The sequence below is a fragment of the Pantoea sp. X-Soil-ISGK-259 genome, from assembly GCF_059730705.1.
The window spans coordinates 3046569-3070372 of the sequence record NZ_AP035986.1 but is presented as its reverse complement, the minus strand read 5'-3'; the positions used below and the strand labels follow the sequence as shown (position 1 = coordinate 3070372).

The window sequence follows — 23804 nt, the reverse complement described above, 5'->3', positions numbered from 1 at the left end:
GAAAGATTGGGTATGGAATGGGTAGATTCAGGCTGTAGGGAAAAACTGGAAACACAAATAGCCCGTAGGGTTTTCATCTTCGGGGCTTTAGGGAGTTTGATGATGGATCGGGTAATCATCAACCAGGAAAATGTACTCCTGAAAGCCTTATTTCTCTGAAGAGATCTGACGAACAGTCATCAGGAATTCATGAGCAGTGGTTTCCCAAAGTTCAGGGGCAAAATCAAACCCATATCGTTTCCTGAATTCCTCTTCGACATTGCCACCATAGGCTGAGATAAAATCGTCAACTTCTTCAACGAGATCATTAAGCATCCAGTCTGGTACTGACTTTTTGAAAAGCCGCACGATGCCTTTGATCGTATCCTCGCCATCATTGATGATGTCTGCGTCCTGATTGAAATAACCGAAAATCAGTTGGTCAAGAAAGTGGAATTTTTGCATTTTCTACCTATAAATCCGGGAATGCTGTGAGAATGTAGTAGGGTTTGCCGTTATATTGCTGAAACTCAATAACAACTCTCACATTTTTCATGACTATTCGCTGGCTACCTCCGCGCCGGAAACCATAGCCGATTGCTTTGCCAGATGCATTGCGAATAGTCAGCCTGCCTCCGAGCCTGCCTCCGCTCAACACCGATTTTATTTCGTCACGGTTAGCGAAAAGCGCTTTCGATATAGTTTCTTCTGCTGACCGTACCTGTGTCCAGTCACTGCGTCCGGGCGTGGAGGTGCACGGCCAGCGGGTCACAAAGATGCAGCTGAACAGCGACACCATGACAATCGCCTGGACGCCGCGAAACCGCACAACAGGCCAGCCGCTGCTGAGTTTCTGCCAAAGTTCGACAATTGAAAAGAGTGAAAAGAATTTCAGGAATTTTTAGTAATAGGATCTCCAAAAGGAGCTAAAGAAAAACATAACTTATTTTTATAGCTTAAAATAATTCTGTTTATGTATATTTAAATGGCTCGTCTTTTAGATAACATGTTTATAATTATAATCGTTAAATAACTATATAAATCAATTTTTAACATGGGGTCTAATTAGTGGTGGTGCTGGAATATAGTTCCAATGGAAATCCTGCGTCAGATTAGATATTCTCAACCCTGGACATAATTTGCTTATAAGGAAGAGTATGGACGCAAAGCAAATTGCTTATGGAATTGTGGATGGTATGTCATCGATTCCTTCGGGCATGTATCAGGGGGTTATAAGAACGTGGCAGGGTAGCGGCCTTGCCGGGAGCGATCTTAAGAACCGGAATCGAAGGGAAACAGAACGATTTATGCGGTTGGTTAAGGCCACTACAAACAGGCATGAACCAATCCGACAACTGATTACTATTGTGATTTTCGATTTTTATGCAAAGCTCGATAATGAGAGTAAGCAAGCTATTGATGGTAAGCTGGGTTATGGTGCTGGCAGGCTAGGGGGAAGGGTAGGTTCACAATTTATTCTGGCCCAGTTTATAGCTAAAAAAATATTAACTCGTATCGTTACTGCTGAGACCTTCAAGCGGTTTGTGAGAGTTGGTTCGTCGCTATCGTTGAACCTTCTCATGATTCAAGGGTTAATCGAAGAGGCTTCACTCGCATCAAGACGGATGAAAAGCAGATTCCCAAAGACCTATTCTAAGGTTTCCCGACTGAATTTGGATATGGTCTATTTTCTAGTTGAGAAGCCACTTGAACCCTATCTGATGTACATCAACAGCCATACGTTAATGTGTAAAGGTATACAGAATGAACTCTGCAAAATCATTTCTACTAAAATTTGTTAAGTTCATAGGTATACAAACTACTAATGTGGTTGAAGCTTTTTCCACGGGGATCTGCTCCTTCGCAGCATTTTTCTCGTTGTTTATATTTGAAGGCTGGCCATTAAAGATTGTTGGTTTTTTTGGTTTTTTCATACTTGCCTGGTTTATCGCTTATCTAATGGATAAGCTAAAAGGTGAAGCATGATTATTATGTCACATAATCTGTAAGTTATGATATTAAACGCCAAAGCCATGATACTAATCATGGCCTTTTTTATTGCGTACTTTCTCTTATCAAAACCAGCATATCTCAAGGATGTGCTCTATGGAGTAATTACTGGTGATTCTTTAACCACTATGTGATCTGGCTGTGTGGTGAATACAGGAACGTAACCCTTTAATTTATTTGGCTGGCGAAGTCTGAATGGATTTTTTATCTTTGTGAATTTAAATGAAAATTATTGATTATAAAATTGTTGGTACACCTAAATGTATAACAATTGCTTTTGCTAAATGGTTTTTTATGCAGGGGAGGGCGATGGCTTTGCATCTATCTTCAGATACGCTTTCAGAACTGAAGAGCGTTTTACGCCACGCGGATCCGAAAAGAAAGGGATACGGAGCTTTGGCGAGTCGTTCACTTTAATTGTCCGGACAGACCCGCCAATGAAATTGAACTCAATGGTTTTGTGATTGACAGACAGCACCTCGAAAGAGCCTGACGAATACTCATTGCCAACCTGCAAACTTTCAACAATACCCTGACTCAGGCTGATGAGAGTAACAGTAAGAAACTCTTCAAAGATCACATCATCCGTTGTGAAAAGAATATAGCTGTCATTGTCGACTTTAACGGAGGCTTCGAGTACCTGTCCTTTTATAGTAATACCCGTCGGTTTGTTATCGATCAATACTTCAGAAACGGCCTGCTGAAAATCAGTCGCTTTACTTTTCTCAATAAGCTTTACCGAGAGAGTTTGTTCCATGACTATCTCCATACTGGAAAAATTAAATAATATGAAGTTGGATAAAAATCACAATAAGTCCAGGTAGCAAACAGCATGAAAAACCAAATGCAAAAGTATAGTAAAGCGGTTTGAGAGTATTTATCTTTTTTATATTTTGACTTTCATGTGCAAAATTATAAGCATTATCGCTCCTGTTTAAAAATAAGATTTTTTTGTTTTGTTTTAATCGCATGAAAAAATAGGCCATTAGAGGTGAACCTATATATCCCATATTGCAGTGCAACAAGTAAGGGGGGGGAAGTGTATGCTTTTGTTGGAAGTCTGAGATCAATTCCTTGTAGCGAGACCTGTTAATCAGATACAAAATAACACTTGCTACTAAGCAAACTAAAGGAAGCATAATCAAGACCATCAGGACCGATTTCATTTCTCAAATTCCCATGTATTCATAGATAGTATCCATTACAGAATCACTCGCTTTAGCACCTACATAGCCCGCAGCTATTGAGCCAACAGAAGCGCAGACTACCGCGCCGGTTCCTGCTGTGGCGATCCCTATTGCTGCGCATACACCTAAACCTGCGAAAGAACCGGCTGCGCCAGCTCCCACACCCGTTAAGATCGAAGCACCAAACTTACCATACTCTTTGAATGCGGTTCTTTTACATTCGCTCTCACGTCCTTTAACGCAGGCATTGAGTACGTCATTCGTGGTCCAGCAAAGGCAAACCCCATTCCTATGTAACCACCTGATTTCAAGAACTTTGCCGCTTTTGCTGCATTGCCTGCATAACTTGAATATCATGCCAGCCCCACTGTAGACCATTCATGTACCAGGGAGCGACTGGGTAGATTTTGATCTACTCCCAGTATCAGATACAACCTTCAGTTAGTAATATAGAATTATCGTGATTGCCTTTTGTTTGCTTTCTCAAATTTAATATCAACTATCATTATATTTTTTTCGGATTTTAACGTTTTTATTATTGAGGGTTAGGTTGGATTGTTAATTTAAATGACTATTTTAGTTCTGTCATTTTTAATGAATTTTTTAAAAGCTAAATGATAAGTGGATATCTTTTCTTCGATCAGGTCAAACAAAGATGATAAGCAAAACTACTGGATAATGCAGTATTCAAGAGTTATTCTGCAGGCAGCTTAACATATAACTGAGGATAGAGAATGGAAGTTATCCCTGGCGATATACAGTCAAGGCTACAGCTAGCCATTTCTAAAGCGGCAGTGCTCTTACCCTCTGACGTAGGTCAACAGCTTCTTGCTATGGTCACCCCATCAGCATTAGCAACTATGGCGGGGGTCATCGTGGTTTGGGCTGGTGCGCACTTTTTTGGGATTGGTGAAATCGCTGATTTAGTGCTTCTCATTGTAGGCTGGGTAGCAGTAGGGGGCGTAGCGCTTGAAGCGGCTAAGAAGTTGTTTGATTTTGCCACGAAGACTAACGCAGCTCGTAGCGAAGGAGATCTTGACGTTGCTGCTAAGGATTTAGCAGACGCGATCACTCTGATAGGCGTTAATACTGTCCTCGCACTTCTTTTGAAGAAGAAGCCTGGTGATACATTTAAGACTCCTTTCAGGGGAGTAAAAATGCCCAGATACAGCAGCGATATTGGAAGGAAAATGAACCTCCCTCGCAATGGAGGCTGGCGTTATACTCCTAAGATAAAAATCACAAAGCATAGTGACGTCGTTCAGGGACGCACAAAACCCTGGGGGACGTAGAAGTAGGACGCAACTACTATCCTGGCGCAATGTCGAAAGATGACGCATATTTGCAGATGCTTTCAACTCTTTATCATGAACAGGTACACATGGCAATTGCGCCTAAGTTCTATTTATTTAGAGAACTTAGGGTTTTCATGAGACAAAGCGCATATAATAAATCATATATATTACGATACCTGGAAGAGTCACTTGCTGAAACTATTGGCTTATTAAGAGCCAGAGGATGAGTAGGGAATATATCATTGAAGGCTTCAAGTTCCCTCTTGGAAATACTTACGAAATTACCTATACATTATTGCGGCATGAAACCGCAGGTATTCTTTTGGGTCCAGTAGTGGTTGGAGGGTTGATGTATAATGTTTGGTATGGAGTTCAGCAATGATATCGCAAAATAAAGCTGTTGAAATTGCCAAAGAATATGCAAGGGAAACAGGTCATGGTTGGGACGAACGTTTTCATGAGGCTGTGAGAGCGTCTTTTGATGGCAAATCTGTTTGGGTTATTTCAACCTCAGATTTAAAATTTTCTGAAGATCTTCCATGGATGATGGAAAGTATGCCTAATCCAGTTAAATATTATATAGATGTCTCTAGTGGTGAATGTATTGCAGTAGGGGGAAAAGGCAGTGCGATTCTTCGATTAAATAAATGAAAATGTTCATTATCGACTTTATAAAATATGAGAGTGTTTTCGCAAAAATTTAAATGCTTTGTATGCCGGCTTCAACGGGATAAAAATATACAGAATTGTGAAGCCTGCTAACAGTGTTATCGAATAAGATACAAGGTTTTCTTGTGTACCGCTGCGAATGGTATAAATGAGTCCTGCGAGAAGGATAGCTATTAATATCATTGCAGCTATGAATCTTTTCTTTAACTGTGAAAGGAGCCAGGGATAAGGATAACCGTTTTTATCAGCATGCTGGCGTATCACAGAGACTTCTTTTTGTGTAAAACCCTCTTTTAAAAGCATTTCTTCGATTTTCTTTTTATTCATAATGAATGTTATTTATTTGTCTTACGATAGTCAGATTGTAACTCATTACCCAAGCTCTATACAAACCGGACCGGTATTGGTAAGGCTTCTGGTTTTTTAATTTTTAGCAATAGTTCTTTAATGCTAACATTTCCGCATTAAATATGTGCTTTTAAAATTACATGTAGCCAAAAAGCCTGGTAATTCTGAAGGAGGTAATGCTGGCATATTTTTCTTTTTAGATTTTTGAAGGCGCTCTGCAAAGATATCAACGGGATTGAACTCAATCAGTTCCTTGGTAGCTATTCAACGAAAAATTTCATTTAGCCGGGAGATAATGCGCCTCAGGGTTTCAAGACCCCCCGCGCTGTTCGATTGGATCAAGCTGATGCTTCAAGAGTTTGGGCCGAATCTCTTTAATCGGAACATTATTCAATCCAGGGAAGACGTTACGTTCAAGGCTACGCCAGATATCAGCTACATGATCTTCTAAAATCACTGACGTTCTTTTCTTCTCTTCCAGCCACTTTCTTGCCACCACCTACAAGGTGTGTTCAGTGGACGCTTTTAATGCATTCGCTTTGTCGGTCTTATGCGTTTGCAGATCAATCTGCTGGGCGAGTAGGGCAAGGTACTGATCTCTGAGAGAGCTATCTTGCGCGAATATAAGGTAAGGGTAAGTACCCAAACTCATTTTCGTTCGTTTCTTAGTCACAGGAGTCGCATACCTGAAGTACCAGTTTTCATGCCACCTTTCATGATCGGCGATATGCGCAAAAACAAGCTGTCATCATCAAAGAGGTTCACTTCCTTCTCGGCAGGCTTAGTGTTTTTGATTTGATTATTATTGAGTTTAGTGACGATTTTCGGCATGTTCGGCCCCTCAGATTTTGGACCCATGGGGCTGGGGCGAAAACAGGGTGTCATTTGGCGTGGATTCTAGCCACTCTCAGTGGACTGCTATGGACACAAAAAAACCCGCAAAGCTTTCACCTTGCGGGCTTTCAGGACTTCGATGATGGTTCTGGTAACCATCAACCAAGAATTTTGGTGGAGCTGGCGGGAGTTGAACCCGCGTCCGAAATTACTACACCGTCGGCACTACATGCTTAGTCAGTTTTTACATTCGCCGGTTAGCTGCGAACAGACACGCCACTAACAGACTATCCTGATTGGATTTAACGCTTCAACCCCAGGCAAGGCATCCACGCGATCTCTTTTGGGTTTGACTTCTCTTGATCCCCGTCTTAAGAGCGGAAGCTAGGGAGAGAAGGCTAAAAGCAGGTTATTAAGCTGCTAAAGCGTAGTTTTCGTCGTTTGCGACTATTTTTTTGCGGCTTTTTACGAGGCAAACCGCCCCTCGGCATGCTCCTAAGGCTTCACAATCCCGTCGAGTCCAGAATCAGCCCCAGAACTTCAAATACTAGCAACAAAACAAATCAAAATCCAGTGCTTAACGCTTTGAATTCTTCATGATACGTGCTTTATCCAGTTTCCATTCACGGTCTTTGATATCGTCGCGCTTGTCGTGCTCTTTCTTACCGCGTGCAACACCAATCTTCAGTTTGCACCAGGCGTTTTTCCAGTACAGCGACAGCGCCACGATGGTGTAGCCTTCGCGGTTAACGCGGCCATACAGTGAATCAAGTTCACGTTGCTTCAGCAGCAGTTTACGGCTGCGCGTCGGGTCACAGACCACATGGCTGGAGGCAACGGCTAAGGGTTGAAAGGTTGAACCGAACAGAAAGGCTTCGCCATCGCGCAGCAGAATATAGCTGTCGCTGATGTTGGCTTTACCGGCACGAAGTGACTTAACTTCCCATCCTTGTAACGACAATCCCGCTTCATACTCCTCTTCAATGAAGTACTCGTGGCGGGCGCGTTTGTTCATGGCAACAGTGGCAGAACCGGGTTTGTGTGCTTTTTTCTTTGTCATAGTGCGGCGTATTTTACATCACTTAGTCGGTTATCGCATCCCCAGTCCAGCGGGGCGGCAGGAAACGGGATATTCTAGCACACCCTCACTCGGGGACATTTTTGTTTAATCGCTGAAAATGCTATTATTCAGCGGTTTTGTGATGAACAGGAACCATTATGGCTCAGATTAGTCGTTCGGCGCTGGTCCCGTTTAGTGCCGGGCAGATGTACCAACTTGTAAATGATGTGGATGCTTATCCGCAATTCCTGCCGGGTTGCACCGGAAGCCGCGTGCTGGATGCGTCTGAGAATCAGATGACGGCGTCCGTGGATGTGTCGAAAGCGGGCATCAGCAAAACGTTTACCACCCGCAATACCCTGACGGATAACCAGAGCATTCATATGCAACTGGTTGATGGTCCGTTCCGCAAGCTGACTGGCGGCTGGAAGTTCGTCTCGCTGGGCGATGACGCCTGCAAGGTTGAGTTAAGCCTGGAGTTCGAGTTCACCAACATGCTGGTAGAGATGGCCTTTGGACGGATCTTCAAAGAGTTGGCCAACAGCATGGTGCAGGCTTTCACACAGCGCGCCAAAGAGGTTTACCGTGCCTGATATCTCCGTCGAGGTGGTCTATGCCTTGCCTGAAAAGCAGTATCAGCTCTATGTAAAAGTGGAACAGGGCAGCACGGTAGAACAGACCATCCTCAAATCAGGACTACTTGAACTGCGTCGGGAGATTGACCTCGCCAGTAACAAGGTCGGCATATACAGTCGTCCGGTGAAGCTGGATGATGTGGTGAATGAGGGCGATCGTATCGAAGTCTATCGTCCGCTGATAGCCGATCCTAAAGAGTTACGCCGGCAGCGCGCAGAACGAGCGGCAGAAAGCAAAAAATAAGCCCTTATCCCATCAGATACAGCGGATACATGGCATAAAAAAAGGCGCTCAGTGCGCCTTTTTGCTGTCTGTTGTTTCTGACAATCTTACGGGCAATCAGTCGTTGTTCTGTGACAGATTCTGCTTGTTGTCGATATTAGTCAGAACGCCGTTACCATCAAAAGTCAGCGTCAGCGTCTGCTGTTTTACGCCCTCATGACCAGGCTCCTGACGGAAAACGTAATACCAGACGTTGCTGCCAAAAGGATCTTTCATCATCGGCGTACCGAGCGTGTAAGCCACCTGCTGCTGTGTCATACCGGTATGAATCTTGGCCACATCGTTGGCAACCAGATAGTTCCCCTGGTTGATATCAGGACGATAGACCACGCGCTCTAAGGTGGAACATCCGGCGGTCATCATCAACATTACTACTGCCGCGGCAGTCAGCGTTTTACAGCGCATCTATACATTCCTTTTCCGGGGCCAAACGCCTTTTAAAGGCGGCTTTCTTGCCATCAAAATCTGAACTCTGCCTGCGGCAGGCTTTATTACTCTGGCGACATAAGTGCCGATGATAATAAACCTTTTCGCTGTTGGAAACCTCTACAGAGCAAGCATATGACCACGGAGGGTTAAAAAAGTGCGCTGCTATGCGGCTAAAAGTTCTTTTGCGTTGGCCAGGGTATTGCGTGTGACCTCGCTGCCGCCCAGCAGTCTCGCCAGTTCCTGCAGACGCGCCCTCTTGTCCAGTGGCTGCATATGGGTTTCAGTCATTGCGCCATCGGTCTCTTTGCTGACGTAGAAGTGCTGATGACCACAACCGGCCACCTGCGGCAGGTGAGTCACACACATCACCTGGGTCGATTCACCCAGCTGACGCAGCAGTTTACCGACCACGGCAGCGGTCGGGCCGCTGATGCCGACATCCACTTCATCGAAAATCATTGCCGGTGTTTCCATTTTCTTCGCAGTAATCACCTGAATTGCCAGCGCGATACGCGACAGTTCACCACCGGAAGCCACTTTACCCAGAGGCTGCAATGGCTGTCCTGGGTTAGTGGTGACCTGGAAATCGACTCGGCTCGCGCCGTCTGCCGTGAGCTGATCCGGATTAAAGGTCAGCGCGATTTTGAACTGGCCATGCGGCATCGAGAGCAGATGCATACTCTGGGTGATCAGCTGCTGCAGTTCGTCAGCAAAGTGGCTGCGCTGCTGATGCAGTTGCTCTGCGCTTTTCAGCGCGGCCTGATAATGTTCACCCACCAGTGACTGCAGGCTCTCCTGATCGCTTTCATGCTGTGAGAGCAGCTCCGCTTCTGCCAGCAATTGCTGATGCAGTTCGGGCAGGCCTTCCGGCGTAACGTGATGCTTACGGGCCAGCGCGATCTGACGTGAGATACGCTTTTCCAGCTCATACAGGCGGTTAGGGTCCATATCCAGGCTGTCACAGTAGTGACGCAGCTCATCGCTGGCTTCGGTCAACTGAATGGCGGCTTCTTCCAGCAGATTGTGAACGCCGTTCAGCTTCTCATCCAGTGAAGTCAGTTCAGAAATCATCTCACGCGCCGTGTAGAGCAGGCTGTTGAGGTTTGTGTCATCGCTGTCAGCTAACAGCTGCAGTGCCTGCTGGCTGGTCGACAGCAGTTGTCCGCTGTTAGCCAGGCGCTTGTACTCTTCATCGATCTGCTCATATTCACCCGGCTGCGGTGCGAAGTCGTTCAGCTCTTTCAGCTGATACTGCAACAGCTCGCGACGTGATTCGCGTTCCTGCGCCTGCTGCTGATGCAGCGCCAGGGTGCGGCAGCTCTGATTCCAGGTCTGATAGCTGGCGCGCATTTGCTGCAGCAGATCGTCGTGACCGGCATAGGCATCCAGCAGATGTTTCTGATGATCAGGTTTAAGCAGAAGCTGATGGGCATGCTGACCATGGATCTGAATCAGCAACTGGCCGAGGTCGCGCAGCTGAGAGAGCGGCACGGCTGTGCCATTGATAAAGCCACGGGAGCGCCCGTCAGCGCTTATCACCCGGCGCAGCAGGCACTCGTTGCCCTCATCCAGATGATTATCGACCAGCCAGCGCTGGGCAGAAGGGGAGGACTTAAGCTGGAAGCGGGCACAGAGGTCAGCCCGGCTGGCACCCTGACGCACCATGTCGGCATCAGCACGACCGCCCAGACACAATCCCAGCGCATCAATGGCGATAGACTTGCCGGCACCGGTCTCACCCGTGATAGCTGTCATGCCGCGTTGGAAATCAATGTCGAGCTCACGAACGATAGCGAAATTACTGATGGTCAGTTGGGCCAGCATAGGTTCACCTGTATGAATAAACACATATGGTTTTTCATACAGTATAAACTGGTTTTTTATCCAGTAAAGAGGCGAGGCCGGTTTTCAGAACAATTTTTTTGACCAGCCCAGTTTCGAACTCAGCGTATTGAAATAGCTGTAGTTTTTAGGATGGATCAAATCAAGATGACCGGCACTGCGGCGAATCAGTACATCCTCGCCCTCCTGGATGGGCAACGCAATCTGGCTGTCACAGCTGATCTCCAGGTCACTGCGACGTGAAGAAAAGCGTAAACGGATGGTACTGCTGCTGTTGATCACCAGTGGCCGCGCGGAAAGCGTATGCGGGAACATCGGCACCAGCACAATCGCCTCCAGTGATGGCGTCAGAATAGGGCCGCCCGCCGAGAGTGAGTAGGCTGTAGAGCCGGTGGGCGTGGAGATAATCAGCCCGTCTGAGCGTTGGGAAAAGGCGAACACTTCATCGATGTAAACTTCAAATTCGATCATGTGTGCCACTTTGCCAGGATGCAGTACGACTTCATTAATGGCGGAGCCAATACGCGGCGAGCAGTCCGATTTGCACACCTGCGCTTCCAGCAGAAAGCGGCTCTCGACGAAATAGTTGCCCTGCAGCACCTCATCCAGCTGTTGCTGCGCGTTATCCGGATCGAGATCAGTGAGAAAACCGAGATTACCGCGGTTAATGCCGATCACTTTGATGTCATAACGCGCCAGCACCCGCGCTGCGCCCAGCATATTGCCGTCACCACCCACCACGACGGCTAAATCAGCCTGCTGACCAATCTCCGCCAGCGTGCCCGTCTGTACGTCGTGAAGCGACAGCTCCTGCGCAATCTGCTTCTCAACGATCACCTGATAACCTTTGGCCGTCAGCCAGCGCCAGAGCATCTCATGCGTGGTTAACGCAGTGGGATGGCGCGGATGACCTACAATCCCAATGCAGTTAAAGTGTTTGTTCATCTGGTCGGTGTTCCTTATAAGCCAAAACGGCAAGGCAATGTGATAGGTTCCCTTGAATCCGTCATACCAATCCCCATAATAAGCCAACCAGCGAAATGAATGTGCAAAACGCGGAGAAATTCATGAGTAGTAAAGAACAGAACACCCCAAACGAGCAAGTCTCAGACGAAATTCAGCAGGATCAGCAGCAACCTCAGGAAGCGGAGACAGCAGCAGAGGTGGATCCGCGTGATGAGCGTATTGCTCAGCTCGAAGCTGAATTAGCGCAGTCGCAAACCGGTGTGCGCGATGCCCAGCTGCGTGCGCAGGCTGAAGTTGAGAACATTCGTCGTCGTGCCGAAATGGACGTTGAGAAGGCGCATAAATTTGCGCTGGAGAAGTTTGCCAACGAACTGCTGCCAGTCATCGACAGCCTGGAACGTGCGCTGGAAGTGGCAAACAAAGAAGACCCGCAGCTGGCATCCATGATCGAAGGGATTGAGCTGACCCTGAAAGGCCTGCTGGGTGCCGTGCGTAAATTCGGTGTTGAAGTGGTAGGTGAAACGGGCGTGCCATTTAACCCGGAAGTGCATCAGGCAATGTCGATGATGGAGTCTGAAGAGTTTGAGCCTAATCATGTCATGCTGGTGATGCAGCGTGGCTATACGCTGAACGGTCGCCTGCTGCGTCCGGCGATGGTGGCGGTTTCTAAAGCTAAAAGCTGATTCAACGCCTGAATCCTGTCACACGGCCGCGCACTGACGCGGCCGTGTGCTTTCTGGCGTTAATCCGGTAAGACCGGCGTCCAGTCCACCGGTTTTTTACCGGCTGCGCTCAGCAGTTCATTGGTGGTCGAAAAGTGTTTGCTGCCGAAAAAGCCACGATGCGCGGAAAGCGGCGAGGGATGCGGTGCCTGCAACACATGATGGCGCTTGCGATCAATAATGCTGCCTTTCTTCTGGGCATGCGAACCCCACAGTAAAAAAATCACCCCTTCACAGTGCTGGTTAATCGCCGCAATCACATTATCCGTAAAGGTCTCCCAGCCGAATCGTGCATGAGAATGGGCTTTACCCGCTTCAACCGTTAACACCGTGTTGAGTAACATCACGCCCTGTTTAGCCCAGCTCTCAAGAAAGCCGTGGTTGGGCTTTTCAAAGCCGGGAATATCCTGTACCAGCTCTTTATAGATATTCTGCAGTGAGGGCGGCACCTGAACGCCGGGCAGCACCGAAAAAGCCAGTCCATGCGCCTGATTCGGCCCGTGATAGGGATCCTGACCCAGGATCACAACGTTGACGTCGCCCAGTTCTGTCAGGCGAAAGGCGTTAAACACATCTTTCTGCGGCGGATAGACGGTTACACCCTCGGCGCGCCGATCGGCGACCTGCTTCAGCGTCTCAATAAAATAGGGTTTCTCTTTCTCTTCAGCCAGCACGTCGTGCCAGGTCAGCTTTTCAGCCATGTTCAACTCCCTTAACGTTAGTGCCGTAAGCTTAGCTGTTCCTGCTGTCGACCTGAAGGCAAAAATAATTTGAATAATACAAATTATTTTTTAATGGCAGCGGGTTTGAGATCAACGGGTTAGCGTTAAAGCCGCCTGAATGCCTGATTCGTATTGATACAGGTCAAAGAGGCCTGGAATAAAGAGTGCTATACCGGGGCCTCAAATTTGATGTATTCACGTTTTATTCGGGAGACGCAATGATGATCACGGGTATCCAGATCACGCAATCAAACAACTCACAGTTACTGAACTCATTCTGGCTGCTGGACGAAGAGAAAGCCCAGGCGCGTTGCCTGTGTGCAAAAGCGGGCTATGAAGAAGACCAGGTTGTCGCGCTCAGCGAACTGGGCGAATTTGCCTGGCGTGAAGTGCCGGTTGAAATTAAACCTCAGGTGCGGGTTGAAGGTGGGCAGCATCTGAACGTCAACGTTCTGCGTCGTGAAACACTGGAAGATGCGGTTAAACATCCTGAGAACTATCCGCAGCTGACCATTCGTGTTTCCGGCTATGCCGTGCGTTTTAACTCACTGACACCAGAGCAGCAGCGCGACGTCATCACCCGTACCTTTACTGAAAGTCTTTAAGCAGTCTGATTAATCAGGTGATGAAAATAAGCGCAAAGCGCACACAGCAATCTTTAGCTTAATAATTAACGAGATAAGAAGTTTACTGCCCGGCATTGTTATGCTCGCGCCTTAAAGAAAACGCTCTGGCATGAAAAACAGTGTGAAAGGGCTGTTACTGATTATCAGATAAAAAAAATCGCCTCAATTGAGGCGTTTTTTTTATGACGGCGATGATTTATTCCGCATTCTCGTTAGCTGGCGTACTGCCGCTAGCCTTGCGGCGTTTGCCGACATTTTTGGCATCACGATGACGGTTTTTCACCCGCGGTTTTTCAGTTTCGCTGGCTTTCTTCTCTGCACGTTTGGCCAGTACCTTTTTCGACGGTTTTCCCGTGGTTTTGGCACTTGGCGCACGCGTTTCAGGGCGCAGCTCGTCAATCACACGCGCTTTGATAGGCTCGTTCACATAGCGGGTGATTTTGCCCAGCAGGACGAAATCGTGCGCTTCAACCAGTGAGATGGCGATGCCTTTACGGCCCGCACGACCGGTACGCCCAATGCGGTGCAGGTAAGTATCTGCGGTGCGCGGCATGTCATAGTTAAAGACGTGACTGACATCCTCAACATCAATGCCACGTGCCGCGATATCGGTAGCAACCAGCACGTTAACGCGTCCTTCGCTCAGGCGCTTAATCGCTTCGTTACGTTTCGCCTGCACCATTTCGCCTTCAAGATAGCTGCTGCGAATCCCCGCTTCGTGCAGCCAGCTCACCAGCTCATGCAGACGCTCACGCTTACGCACGAACACGATGCAGCGCGTCACATCCGGCTGTTTCAGCAGGTGAATCAGTAATTTTGTCTTGTGCTGCAGATCATCAGCGCGGTAGTACCACTGCTGAATTTTTTTGCGCTCACGACGGCTCGGGTCCGCTTCCAGCTCTACCGGATCGTTCAGCAGACGCTCGGCGAAGTCGCGAATGTTGTCGCCTTCCAGCGTGGCGGAAAAGAGCATGGTCTGCTTACGCCAGCGCGTTTCAGCCGCGATGGTTTCGATATCCTGGGCAAAGCCCATATCAAGCATGCGGTCCGCTTCATCCAGTACCAGGGTTTCTACGGCGCGACAGTCAAAGTTCTCTTCTTTGATGTACTGCAGCAGTCGGCCGGTGGTGGCGACGACAATATCCTGGTTTTCGCTGAACACTTCGGCATGGTTCATGTAAGCCACGCCGCCCGTGATCGTGGCGATATCCAGATGGGTATGTTTCGCCAGTTCACGCGCATGATCGGCAACCTGCATCGCCAGTTCGCGTGTTGGGGTCACAATCAGGATGCGGGGTGGTCCGGATTTCTTGCGCGGAAAATCAAGCAGGTGCTGCAACGCCGGTAACAGATACGCGGCGGTTTTCCCGGTCCCTGTAGGTGCCGAACCCAGAACGTCACGACCCTCCAGTGCGGGCGGAATTGCAGCAGCCTGGATCACTGTTGGGCGCGTAAAGCCTTTTTCCTGCAACGCTTGTAGCAGGCTTTCGTCGAGTTCGAGTTCGGAAAATGTGGTTACTGTCATGGTCTACCTCAGTTTGGGGCGCTGATTATAGACAGATCAGACTGAATCTTCATCTGTTAATCCGTTTCGGCTGCGCCTGGGGGTGTCTGTCGCGTGAATTCCCTCTGTCGTCACGTTACACTCATGCGCTGCCGTACGGCAGGAAAAAACGATGGTAGTGACGAATGATGCAGGATAAGCCGCGTGAACGGCCACAGTTAAACAAGAACGGATTTACCTTTAAACAATTTTTTGTCGCACACGATCGCTGTGCGATGAAAGTGGGCACCGATGCCATTCTGCTCGGGGCCTGGGCGCCCGTTGCCGGTGTCAGGCGCATTCTGGATATTGGCAGCGGCAGCGGGCTTATCGCGCTGATGCTGGCACAGCGCACGCCGTCGCCGGTTGAAATCGATGCGGTTGAGTTAGAACCGGAAGCCGCAGGGCAGGCGCAGGAGAATGTGCAGCAGTCGCCGTGGCCCGAACGTATTCGGGTGCATCAGCAGGATATCGCCGGCTGGGCTGAGCAGTGTGATAAACGTTACTCGCTTATCGTCAGCAATCCCCCGTATTTCGCGCCGGGCGTGGCCTGCTCCACCGCGGCGCGGGACAGCGCACGTTCGACGGCTTCGCTCGACCATCAGACGCTCTTACGCAGTGCCGCGTTACTGATTGAAGAGGAAGGGATGTTCTGTGTGGTGCTGCCCTCGGCTTCCGGCCAGGCGTTTATCGATCTGGCTAGGGCGGATGGCTGGCATCTGCGTTTCCGGCTGGACGTGGCGGAATATGCCCATCGTCCGCCACATCGCGTTGTGCTGGCTCTGTCACCGCAGGCCGGTGAAACGTTACTGGAGCGTCTGGCCATCCGCGCGCCGGACACCCGCTATTCCGATGAGTGGTGCAGCCTGACGCGGGAGTTTTACCTCTTCATGTAGCCCGGCGGTGTCAGAATGGTCGGCAGCGCCTCTGGCAGTAAATCCGGGTAGTCGCGGATAAAGTGCAGGCCACGGCTCTCTTTCCGCTCCAGCGCGCAGCGCACCATCAGGTCAGCGACCTGCACCAGGTTACGCAGCTCCAGCAGATTATTGGAGAGGCGGAAATGGCAATAATATTCGTCGATCTCCTGCTGAAGCAGGTTAATGCGGCGCAACGCCCGCTCCAGACGCCGGGTCGTGCGGACAATACCGACATAATCCCACATAAATAGCCTCAGCTCGTGCCAGTTATGCTGGATTACCACGCGCTCATCGGCGTCATCGACCTGGCTTTCATCCCATGCAGGCAATGCAGTAACGGCTTCAATGGCGGGCAGCGTCCTGATCAGCGCTTCTGCCGCAGACCAGCCATAAACCAGACACTCCAGCAGTGAATTCGAAGCCATGCGATTAGCGCCGTGCAGGCCGGTGTAACTCACCTCACCGATGGCATAGAGCCCATTGACGTCAGTCTGACCATGCTGATCGACCATGACACCGCCACAGGTGTAATGGGCGGCAGGCACAATCGGGATGGGCTCTTTGGTCAGGTCAAAGCCAAAGGTCAGCAACTTTTCATAGATCATCGGGAAGTGCGCGCGAACAAATTCTTCAGGCTGGTGGCTGATATCCAGATACATACAGTCGACACCCAGCCGCTTCATTTCATGATCGATGGCCCGTGCGACGATATCGCGCGGAGCCAGTTCGGCACGCTCATCAAAATCGGGCATGAAACGACTGCCATCGGGACGCAGCAGCCAGGCACCTTCACCGCGTAATGCTTCGGTTAACAGGAAATTCTGCGCCTGCGGATGAAACAGGCAGGTTGGGTGAAACTGGTTAAATTCCAGATTGGCGACCCGACAGCCCGCGCGCCACGCCATAGCGATGCCATCACCGGAGGCGATATCGGGGTTTGTGGTGTATTGATAGACTTTGGCGGCACCGCCGGTGGCGACCACAACGGCTCGTGCCCGACAGGTTTCGACCCGCTCGCGATTACGGTTCCAGATCCACGCACCGACCACCCGGCGTGTGCCCGGCAGGCCGATTTTATCTGAAAGAATCAGGTCGACCGCATTGGTACGTTCGAGAATCCGTATATTGGGGTGGCTGAGCGCCTGACTCACCAGTGTGGTTTCAACCGCGTGACCGGTGGCGTCAGCGCTGTGCAGGATACGACGATGACTGTGGCCGCCTTCGCGTGTCAGGTGATAGCGCATATCGCCCGCTGCCTGCGGGTCGAGATCAAACGCGACGCCGTTGTCGATCAGCCACTGTACGCAATGCCGGGCATTACTGGCAATAAACGAGACCGCATCACGGTCGCATAAACCTGCGCCGGCAATCAGCGTATCTTCGATGTGCGACTCAATGCTATCCGTCTCATCAAACACCGCAGCAATACCGCCCTGAGCATAGAGCGTTGAACCCTCATTCACCTGCGCTTTACTGAGTACGGTCACCTGACAATGCTTCGCCAGCCGTAACGCCAGCGACAGACCGGCGGCACCGCTGCCAACAATTAATACATCGCACTCATAATCCGGGGTCACATTCATCATAATGTTTAATTTACTAAACAAGAATACGTCTGAGCATAAGCGCAATAGGGGTTTCTGTGAAGTATTTTAAACACCAGCTCACGCTATTCGGCAGTGAATTTCCCAAAGTTACCTATAATCAGTAAGTTAAAAACGGGCTGCTAACGAGGTGGTTTTTTATAGCAAACTTATTAAACCTAAAGGATTTAATGATGAAAAAGCTCTTGTCATAGGTTACTCTGCCTGCGATTTACGCGCCTGACACTGAACGAAAACGAACAACCTGTGTAATGGCTATTGGCGTGTTAAATATCAGGGCGAGAAGTGAACTTCGCACCACATCACAACTCTAAGCGCATGCTTGCTCAGAACATGAGATGTGCTGGCAGTTACTTTTGCATATGAAAAATTTGGGGAGACATTACCTCGGATGAGCGAGCAGTTAACGGATCAGGTCCTTGTCGAGCGGGTACAGAAGGGAGATCAAAAATCGTTCAACTTACTGGTAATTCGTTACCAGCATAAAGTGGCGAGTCTGGTTTCACGCTATGTTCCCTCGGGCGACGTCCCTGATGTAGTACAGGAATCGTTTATTAAAGCGTATCGCGCACTGGACTCATTCCGGGGCGATAGCGCGTTTTATACCTGGCTGTACCGCATTGCGGTTAACACAGCGAAAAATTACCTGGTTGCTCAGGGGCGACGTCCGCCATCCAGCGATGTGGATGCGATTGACGCAGAAAATTTCGAAAGTGCGGGTGCATTAAAAGAAATTTCGAACCCTGAGAACTTAATGTTGTCTGACGAATTGAAACAAATTGTCTTTCGTACCATCGAGGCGCTACCTGAGGACTTGCGTATGGCAATTACCCTCAGGGAACTGGACGGTCTGAGTTATGAAGAGATCGCCGTCATTATGGATTGCCCGGTAGGCACTGTTCGATCACGTATCTTTCGTGCGCGAGAGGCCATTGACAACAAAGTTCAACCGCTTATCCAACGTTAGTGATAACGGCTACTGGAAGGGTACATAGGCATGCAGAAAGAAAAACTTTCCGCTTTAATGGATGGTGAGACCTTAGATAACGAGCTGTTTTCCGCCTTGTCTAAGGACGCAGAATTACAGAAAAGCTGGGCGAGCTATCATCTCATCCGCGATACAATGCGTGGTGATACAGGCGATGTCCTGCATTTCGATATCTCTGCGCGCGTCGCTGCTGACATCGAAAAAGAACCTAAACGTTCGGTCACTACGCTGATCCCTGAAGCTCAGCCAGAGCCTTCCCGCTGGGAAAAAATGCCGTTCTGGAAAAAAGCGCGTCCATGGGCTGCGCAACTGACTCAGGTGGGTGTGGCTGCCTGCGTTTCACTGGCCGTGATCGTGGGTGTTCAGCACTACAATCAGCCGGCAGGCAGTGCCACGCAAACCTCTGACTCTCCGGTATTCAATACCATGCCGATGATGGGGAAAGCGTCGCCGGTGAGCCTGGGTGTGCCGTCAGATGCGTTTGATACAAACAGCTCAAACCAGCAGGTTCAGGACCAGCGTCGTCGCGTAAATGCGATGCTGCAGGACTATGAACTGCAACGTCGTCTGCATGCTGACCAGCTGCAGATTGAAACCAATGCGCCAAAACAGGCGCAGGTTGATGTTCCCGGAAACCAATCATTAGGACAGCAGCAGCAGTAATGAAGCCGCTTTGGTATGCTGTTAGCCTGCTGACAGGCAGTCTGTTATGGTCATCTGCCGCCCCGGCGCAAACTACCGCGTCCGGGGCGTTATTGCAGCAGATGGAGCAGGCAAGTCAGAACCTCAACTACGAATTCGCCTATATCAACGTCTCGCGCATCGGCATTGAATCGCTGCGTTATCGTCACGCTGTGATCGATAACCGGATATTCGCGCAGTTGTTACAGATGGACGGGCCTCGCCGGGAAGTTATCCAGCGTGGCAACGATATCAGCTACTTCGAACCCGGCCTCGATCCCTTTTCGCTTCCCGGCAATCATATTATCGATGCCTTGCCCTCGGTAATTTTTGCTGACTTCACCAAACTTGCCTCAGCCTACGATTTTATTACCGTAGGGCGCTCCCGCATTGCCGATCAAATGTGTGATGTGCTGCGTATCGTTTCCCGTGATGGCACCCGTTACAGCTATGTGGTCTGGCTGGATGTGGACACCAAACTGCCGCTGCGAATCGACCTGCTTGATCGTGATGGCGAAACGCTGGAGCAGTTCCGCGTGATCAGCTTTGCGGTGGATGAAGGGGTGCGTAATCTGATGCAGGGACTCGAGAAAGCGAATCTGCCTCCGTCGCTATCCGTGCCGAAAGGGGATGCGGTTACGCTTACCTGGCAACCTGGCTGGATACCTGCCGGCATGTCACTGGTGTCGCAGAATCGCCGTACACTGCCGGGGCTGAACAAAAATATGGAGTCGAAGCTCTACAGCGATGGGCTGTTTAGTTTCGCCATCAACGTGACGCCAGCCGATAAAACCAGTCTGACGCAGACATTGCGCACGGGACGTCGTACGGTCCAGACCGTTGTGCGCAATAATAACGAAATTGCAGTGATTGGCGAATTGCCGCCCTCCACCGCAAAACGTATTGCGGACAGCATTGACCTGGGGTCACAAAAATGATGAGAGAATGGGCCACCGTAGTGGCATGGCAGGATGGCATCGCCACACTGCATACCGAAGCAAAAACGTCCTGCAACAGTTGCCAGGCGCGTAAAGGCTGTGGCAGTCATATGCTGAATAAACTCGGTCCAAAAAACGCCCATGTGATGCAAATTGCCAGCAGCAAGCCGCTGCAACCTGGACAACGTATCGAGCTCGGCATCAAAGAGAGCAGCCTGCTCGGTTCAGCACTGCTGGTCTATATGACGCCGCTGTCTGGTCTTTTCCTGGTGGCCGGGCTGTTTCAGGCGCTGTTTAACAGCGATCTGGCAGCGGCCTGCGGTGCGCTGCTGGGCGGCATCGGCGGTTTTATTGTTGCTAAAGGTGTTTCAATGAAATTTGGCGACCGTGAAGCTTTTCAGCCGGTCATCCTGAGCATTGCCTTGCCTCCTGATGCGCTGCGTGTTGAAAGCGAAGCGTAACGTACGTCCAGGCCGCGCATCTCGCGGCCTTTGTCCATTCTGCTTTGCGCAGATATCTGTTTCGCTTCCACCACGTTCCATTCTTTTATGCGCGGCGTTAACAGTGTAATATGCGTCGTCATTAATGAGGCTGACAGGATTGTGGGTAAAGAGCGATCTTCCTGAATGTGTCTGTGCTCAGGTTTTCAACTGAATTTTAAGCGAAGATATCCCAATAAATGAAGCACATAAGAAATTTCTCCATCATCGCTCATATCGACCATGGTAAATCTACGCTCTCTGACCGTCTGATCCAGATCTGTGGCGGACTCACCGCTCGTGAAATGGCTGCGCAGGTTCTCGACTCTATGGATCTGGAGCGTGAGCGTGGGATCACCATCAAAGCCCAGAGCGTGACACTCGATTACCACGCGAAGGACGGCCAAACTTACCAGCTCAATTTCATCGATACCCCAGGCCACGTAGACTTCTCTTATGAAGTTTCCCGCTCACTGGCCGCCTGTGAAGGCGCGCTGCTGGTGGTGGATGCCGGTCAGGGTGTTGAAGCGCAGACACTGGCGAACTGCTATACCGCGATGGAGATGGATCTGGAAGTGGTGCCGGTTCTGAACAAAATTGACCTGCCTGCTGCCGATCCCGATCGTGCCGCGCAGGAAATTGAAGATATCGTCGGTATCGATGCAACGGATGCCGTGCGCTGCTCAGCCAAAACCGGCGTCGGCGTACCCGAAGTGCTGGAGCGCTTAGTCCGTGACATTCCGCCGCCGGAAGGCGATCCGGAAGGTCCGCTGCAGGCACTGATTATCGACTCCTGGTTTGATAACTATCTGGGCGTTGTTTCTCTGGTGCGTGTGAAAAATGGCACCATGCGTAAAGGCGACAAGATTAAAGTGCTCAGCACCGGCCAGGTTTATAACGCTGACCGTCTGGGAATTTTCACCCCTAAGCGTGTCGATCGTAATGAACTGAACTGCGGTGAAGTCGGCTGGCTGGTCTGCGCCATCAAAGATATCCTTGGCGCGCCGGTGGGCGATACCCTGACTACCGCGCGTAACCCGGCAGACAAAGCGCTGCCAGGCTTCAAAAAAGTGAAGCCGCAGGTTTATGCCGGTCTGTTCCCAATCAGCTCTGACGACTATGAAGCGTTCCGTGATGCGCTCGGCAAGCTGAGCCTGAACGATGCCTCGCTGTTCTATGAGCCAGAAAGCTCAACTGCCCTGGGCTTTGGTTTCCGCTGCGGCTTCCTTGGCCTGCTGCACATGGAGATCATCCAGGAGCGCCTGGAGCGCGAATACGATCTCGACCTGATCACCACCGCGCCGACAGTGGTGTATGAAGTCGTGACCACCAGTGGCGAGATCGTTCATGTTGACAGCCCATCTAAGCTGCCTGCGCTGAACAATATCGAAGAGCTGCGTGAACCGATTGCGGAATGTCACATGCTGCTGCCACAGGAGTATCTGGGCAACGTCATCACGCTGTGTATTGAGAAGCGTGGCGTGCAGACCAACATGGTTTACCACGGCAATCAGGTGGCACTGACGTACGAAATTCCGATGGCAGAAGTGGTACTCGACTTCTTTGACCGTCTGAAATCAACCTCGCGCGGTTATGCCTCGCTGGATTACAACTTTAAACGTTTCCAGCCTTCAGACATGGTGCGCGTTGACGTACTGATTAACTCTGAACGTGTGGATGCGCTGGCGCTGATCACTCACCGCGACAACGCACCTTATCGCGGACGCGATCTGGTTGAGAAAATGAAAGATCTCATCCCGCGTCAGCAGTTTGATATTGCGATTCAGGCTGCCATCGGCAACCACATTATCGCGCGTTCAACGGTTAAACAGCTGCGTAAAAACGTACTCGCCAAGTGTTATGGCGGTGACGTGAGCCGTAAGAAGAAACTGCTGCAGAAACAGAAAGACGGTAAGAAGCGTATGAAGCAGGTTGGTAACGTTGAGCTGCCACAGGAAGCGTTCCTCGCCATTCTGCATGTCGGTAAGGACAGCAAATAAGGATTTCCAATGGCTAATATGTTCGCCCTGATTCTGGCGATAGCGACGCTGATTACTGGCATCGTATGGGTAATAGATCGTTTTAAATGGGCACCTGCGCGTCGCGCTAAACAGGCTGAGGTTCAGGCCCAGACCGGCAACGCGCTCGACAGCAAAACGCTGGCGAAGGTTGCTGCCAAGCCAGGCTGGGTTGAGACCACCGCGTCTGTGTTCCCGGTGCTGGCGGTGGTGTTCATCGTGCGTTCGTTTATCTACGAACCGTTCCAGATTCCCTCTGGCTCGATGATGCCAACGCTGCTGATTGGTGACTTTATCCTGGTGGAGAAATTCGCTTACGGTATCAAAGATCCGATTACCCAGACGACGCTGATCCCAACCGGTCAGCCGAAGCGCGGCGATATCGCGGTATTTAAATACCCGAAAGATCCGAGCCTGGATTATATTAAGCGCGTTATCGGCCTGCCGGGCGACAAAGTCATCTATGATCCTTACAGCAAAACCCTGACGGTAAAACCGACCTGCAGCGACGACAAAGCCTGTGACACAGCGCTGGCGGTAACGTACACCGATATTGAGCCAAGCAACTTTATTCAGACCTTTAGCGGTTTTGATGGCAACGAAACCGGCAACGGTTTTTATCAGGTGCCGCAGGGCGATACTATGCGCGGAGGTCTGCGCCTGGCCACCCGCAAAGAGACCATCGGTAACGTGACGCATGACATTCTGCTGGTAAACGAAGCGCAGAGTCAGGCAGGCATGTATTATCAGCAGCCGGGTCAGCCGCAGTCGAGCTGGGTCGTGCCGAAAGGGCAATACTTCATGATGGGCGACAACCGTGATAACAGCGCCGACAGCCGTTACTGGGGCTTTGTCCCGGAGCGTAATCTGGTCGGTAAAGCGGTCGCTATCTGGATGAGCTTTGAGAAACAAGAAGGCCAGTGGCCTACCGGCGTGCGATTCAGTCGCATCGGCGGTATCCACTAACAACATTGTCTGATTAACAGGCAATTCGGGTGGCCTCTTCAGGGAGGCCACTGCACACCAAAC

26 protein-coding genes, 1 other RNA gene and 2 pseudogenes are annotated in these 23804 nt (G+C 50.1%); 15 read left to right on the top strand and 14 right to left on the bottom strand.

The window, feature by feature from the left end:
- Positions 1 to 147: 147 nt before the first annotated feature.
- Both AC6I77_RS14540 and AC6I77_RS14535 read right to left on the bottom strand, forming a co-directional pair.
- A complete protein-coding gene (locus AC6I77_RS14540; protein ID WP_140033128.1) occupies positions 148 to 444 on the bottom strand; it encodes a contact-dependent growth inhibition system immunity protein in 297 nt (98 codons plus the stop codon).
- A 7-nt stretch (positions 445 to 451) separates the two neighbouring features.
- A complete protein-coding gene (locus AC6I77_RS14535) occupies positions 452 to 751 on the bottom strand; it encodes an RNase A-like domain-containing protein (RefSeq protein ID WP_497817229.1) in 300 nt (99 codons plus the stop codon).
- A gap of 385 nt (positions 752 to 1136) precedes the next feature.
- On the opposite strand from AC6I77_RS14535, the gene AC6I77_RS14530 reads away from it, so the two are divergent.
- Both AC6I77_RS14530 and AC6I77_RS14525 read left to right on the top strand, forming a co-directional pair.
- On the top strand, positions 1137 to 1781 hold the full coding sequence (locus tag AC6I77_RS14530) for an Ssp6 family T6SS pore-forming effector (RefSeq protein ID WP_497817073.1): 645 nt from the start codon (positions 1137 to 1139) through the stop codon (positions 1779 to 1781).
- Positions 1744 to 1965, top strand: a complete 222-nt coding sequence (locus AC6I77_RS14525; protein ID WP_050556827.1) for a hypothetical protein — start codon at positions 1744 to 1746, stop codon at positions 1963 to 1965. Before AC6I77_RS14530 ends, AC6I77_RS14525 begins: the two co-directional genes overlap by 38 nt.
- Before the next feature lie 316 nt (positions 1966 to 2281).
- On the opposite strand, the gene AC6I77_RS14520 is transcribed toward AC6I77_RS14525, so the two are convergent.
- Complete coding sequence (locus AC6I77_RS14520; protein ID WP_337026957.1) at positions 2282 to 2746, bottom strand: hypothetical protein; 465 nt, start codon at positions 2744 to 2746, stop codon at positions 2282 to 2284.
- A 412-nt stretch (positions 2747 to 3158) separates the two neighbouring features.
- Positions 3159 to 3583 (bottom strand): annotated as a pseudogene (locus tag AC6I77_RS14515) (hypothetical protein); the annotation flags it as partial.
- A 327-nt stretch (positions 3584 to 3910) separates the two neighbouring features.
- On the opposite strand from AC6I77_RS14515, the gene AC6I77_RS14510 reads away from it, so the two are divergent.
- Positions 3911 to 4468 carry a hypothetical protein gene (locus AC6I77_RS14510; RefSeq protein ID WP_238343229.1) on the top strand — a complete coding sequence of 186 codons (558 nt, stop codon included), beginning with the start codon at positions 3911 to 3913 and terminating at the stop codon, positions 4466 to 4468.
- Between the two features lie 381 nt (positions 4469 to 4849).
- Positions 4850 to 5122: a hypothetical protein gene (locus tag AC6I77_RS14505; RefSeq protein ID WP_140915747.1), complete on the top strand. Its 273-nt coding sequence runs from the start codon at positions 4850 to 4852 to the stop codon at positions 5120 to 5122.
- A gap of 18 nt (positions 5123 to 5140) precedes the next feature.
- Here AC6I77_RS14505 and AC6I77_RS14500 read toward each other — a convergent pair whose 3' ends face one another.
- From AC6I77_RS14500 to smpB, 4 genes and pseudogenes are all read right to left on the bottom strand, one after another.
- Positions 5141 to 5467, bottom strand: a complete 327-nt coding sequence (locus AC6I77_RS14500) for a hypothetical protein (protein ID WP_187512834.1) — start codon at positions 5465 to 5467, stop codon at positions 5141 to 5143.
- A gap of 168 nt (positions 5468 to 5635) precedes the next feature.
- Positions 5636 to 6319 (bottom strand): annotated as a pseudogene (locus tag AC6I77_RS14495) (phage integrase central domain-containing protein); the annotation flags it as partial.
- Positions 6320 to 6494: 175 nt separating this feature from the next.
- Positions 6495 to 6856: a transfer-messenger RNA gene (ssrA, locus tag AC6I77_RS14490) on the bottom strand.
- Between the two features lie 43 nt (positions 6857 to 6899).
- A complete protein-coding gene (smpB, locus tag AC6I77_RS14485; RefSeq protein ID WP_003848573.1) occupies positions 6900 to 7382 on the bottom strand; it encodes an SsrA-binding protein SmpB in 483 nt (160 codons plus the stop codon).
- A 158-nt stretch (positions 7383 to 7540) separates the two neighbouring features.
- On the opposite strand from smpB, the gene AC6I77_RS14480 reads away from it, so the two are divergent.
- Together AC6I77_RS14480 and AC6I77_RS14475 are read left to right on the top strand one after the other, a co-directional pair.
- Positions 7541 to 7975 (top strand): type II toxin-antitoxin system RatA family toxin, encoded by a 435-nt coding sequence (locus tag AC6I77_RS14480; protein ID WP_008926724.1) that lies wholly within the window; start codon positions 7541 to 7543, stop codon positions 7973 to 7975.
- Complete coding sequence (locus tag AC6I77_RS14475) at positions 7968 to 8261, top strand: RnfH family protein (RefSeq protein ID WP_154926906.1); 294 nt, start codon at positions 7968 to 7970, stop codon at positions 8259 to 8261. Before AC6I77_RS14480 ends, AC6I77_RS14475 begins: the two co-directional genes overlap by 8 nt.
- Positions 8262 to 8357: 96 nt before the next feature.
- Here AC6I77_RS14475 and bamE read toward each other — a convergent pair whose 3' ends face one another.
- The 3 genes from bamE to nadK form a co-directional block, all read right to left on the bottom strand.
- Positions 8358 to 8705: an outer membrane protein assembly factor BamE gene (gene bamE, locus AC6I77_RS14470; RefSeq protein WP_003848578.1), complete on the bottom strand. Its 348-nt coding sequence runs from the start codon at positions 8703 to 8705 to the stop codon at positions 8358 to 8360.
- 186 nt (positions 8706 to 8891) lie between these two features.
- Positions 8892 to 10553 carry a DNA repair protein RecN gene (gene recN / locus AC6I77_RS14465; RefSeq protein WP_003848580.1) on the bottom strand — a complete coding sequence of 554 codons (1662 nt, stop codon included), beginning with the start codon at positions 10551 to 10553 and terminating at the stop codon, positions 8892 to 8894.
- Positions 10554 to 10637: 84 nt separating this feature from the next.
- The gene (nadK, locus tag AC6I77_RS14460; protein ID WP_003848582.1) at positions 10638 to 11516 is read right to left on the bottom strand and encodes an NAD(+) kinase; all 879 of its coding nucleotides are present in this window, start codon (positions 11514 to 11516) and stop codon (positions 10638 to 10640) included.
- A 122-nt stretch (positions 11517 to 11638) separates the two neighbouring features.
- Here nadK and grpE point away from each other — a divergent pair, with 122 nt between their 5' ends.
- Entirely contained in the window at positions 11639 to 12220 is a 582-nt protein-coding gene (grpE, locus tag AC6I77_RS14455) for a nucleotide exchange factor GrpE (protein WP_003848585.1), read from the top strand.
- Between the two features lie 59 nt (positions 12221 to 12279).
- Here the strand turns inward: grpE and ung are convergent, their stop codons facing one another.
- Entirely contained in the window at positions 12280 to 12960 is a 681-nt protein-coding gene (gene ung, locus AC6I77_RS14450; protein ID WP_105098901.1) for a uracil-DNA glycosylase, read from the bottom strand.
- 242 nt (positions 12961 to 13202) lie between these two features.
- Between ung and grcA the strand changes: the two genes are divergently transcribed.
- Positions 13203 to 13586, top strand: a complete 384-nt coding sequence (gene grcA / locus AC6I77_RS14445) for an autonomous glycyl radical cofactor GrcA (RefSeq protein WP_008926720.1) — start codon at positions 13203 to 13205, stop codon at positions 13584 to 13586.
- A gap of 217 nt (positions 13587 to 13803) precedes the next feature.
- Here the strand turns inward: grcA and srmB are convergent, their stop codons facing one another.
- Positions 13804 to 15132 carry an ATP-dependent RNA helicase SrmB gene (gene srmB / locus AC6I77_RS14440; RefSeq protein ID WP_003848590.1) on the bottom strand — a complete coding sequence of 443 codons (1329 nt, stop codon included), beginning with the start codon at positions 15130 to 15132 and terminating at the stop codon, positions 13804 to 13806.
- Between the two features lie 164 nt (positions 15133 to 15296).
- Between srmB and trmN the strand changes: the two genes are divergently transcribed.
- The gene (trmN, locus tag AC6I77_RS14435; RefSeq protein WP_039659514.1) at positions 15297 to 16046 is read left to right on the top strand and encodes a tRNA(1)(Val) (adenine(37)-N(6))-methyltransferase TrmN; all 750 of its coding nucleotides are present in this window, start codon (positions 15297 to 15299) and stop codon (positions 16044 to 16046) included.
- Here the strand turns inward: trmN and nadB are convergent.
- Positions 16031 to 17650, bottom strand: coding sequence for an L-aspartate oxidase (gene nadB, locus AC6I77_RS14430; RefSeq protein WP_039660456.1), 1620 nt, complete (start codon positions 17648 to 17650; stop codon positions 16031 to 16033). The genes trmN and nadB overlap by 16 nt on opposite strands.
- 412 nt (positions 17651 to 18062) lie before the next feature.
- Between nadB and rpoE the strand changes: the two genes are divergently transcribed.
- From rpoE to lepB, 6 genes are all read left to right on the top strand, one after another.
- Complete coding sequence (gene rpoE, locus AC6I77_RS14425) at positions 18063 to 18638, top strand: RNA polymerase sigma factor RpoE (protein WP_003848595.1); 576 nt, start codon at positions 18063 to 18065, stop codon at positions 18636 to 18638.
- Positions 18639 to 18668: 30 nt separating this feature from the next.
- A complete protein-coding gene (rseA, locus tag AC6I77_RS14420) occupies positions 18669 to 19322 on the top strand; it encodes an anti-sigma-E factor RseA (RefSeq protein WP_497817072.1) in 654 nt (217 codons plus the stop codon).
- Positions 19322 to 20278, top strand: a complete 957-nt coding sequence (gene rseB / locus AC6I77_RS14415) for a sigma-E factor regulatory protein RseB (RefSeq protein WP_003848599.1) — start codon at positions 19322 to 19324, stop codon at positions 20276 to 20278. The genes rseA and rseB overlap by 1 nt, the downstream gene beginning before the upstream one ends.
- Entirely contained in the window at positions 20275 to 20739 is a 465-nt protein-coding gene (gene rseC, locus AC6I77_RS14410) for a SoxR-reducing system protein RseC (protein ID WP_008926717.1), read from the top strand. The genes rseB and rseC overlap by 4 nt, the downstream gene beginning before the upstream one ends.
- A 218-nt stretch (positions 20740 to 20957) precedes the next feature.
- Positions 20958 to 22757 (top strand): translation elongation factor 4, encoded by a 1800-nt coding sequence (lepA, locus tag AC6I77_RS14405; protein ID WP_003848603.1) that lies wholly within the window; start codon positions 20958 to 20960, stop codon positions 22755 to 22757.
- A 9-nt stretch (positions 22758 to 22766) separates the two neighbouring features.
- On the top strand, positions 22767 to 23741 hold the full coding sequence (gene lepB / locus AC6I77_RS14400; protein WP_003848604.1) for a signal peptidase I: 975 nt from the start codon (positions 22767 to 22769) through the stop codon (positions 23739 to 23741).
- The last annotated feature ends 63 nt before the right edge of the window (positions 23742 to 23804 follow it).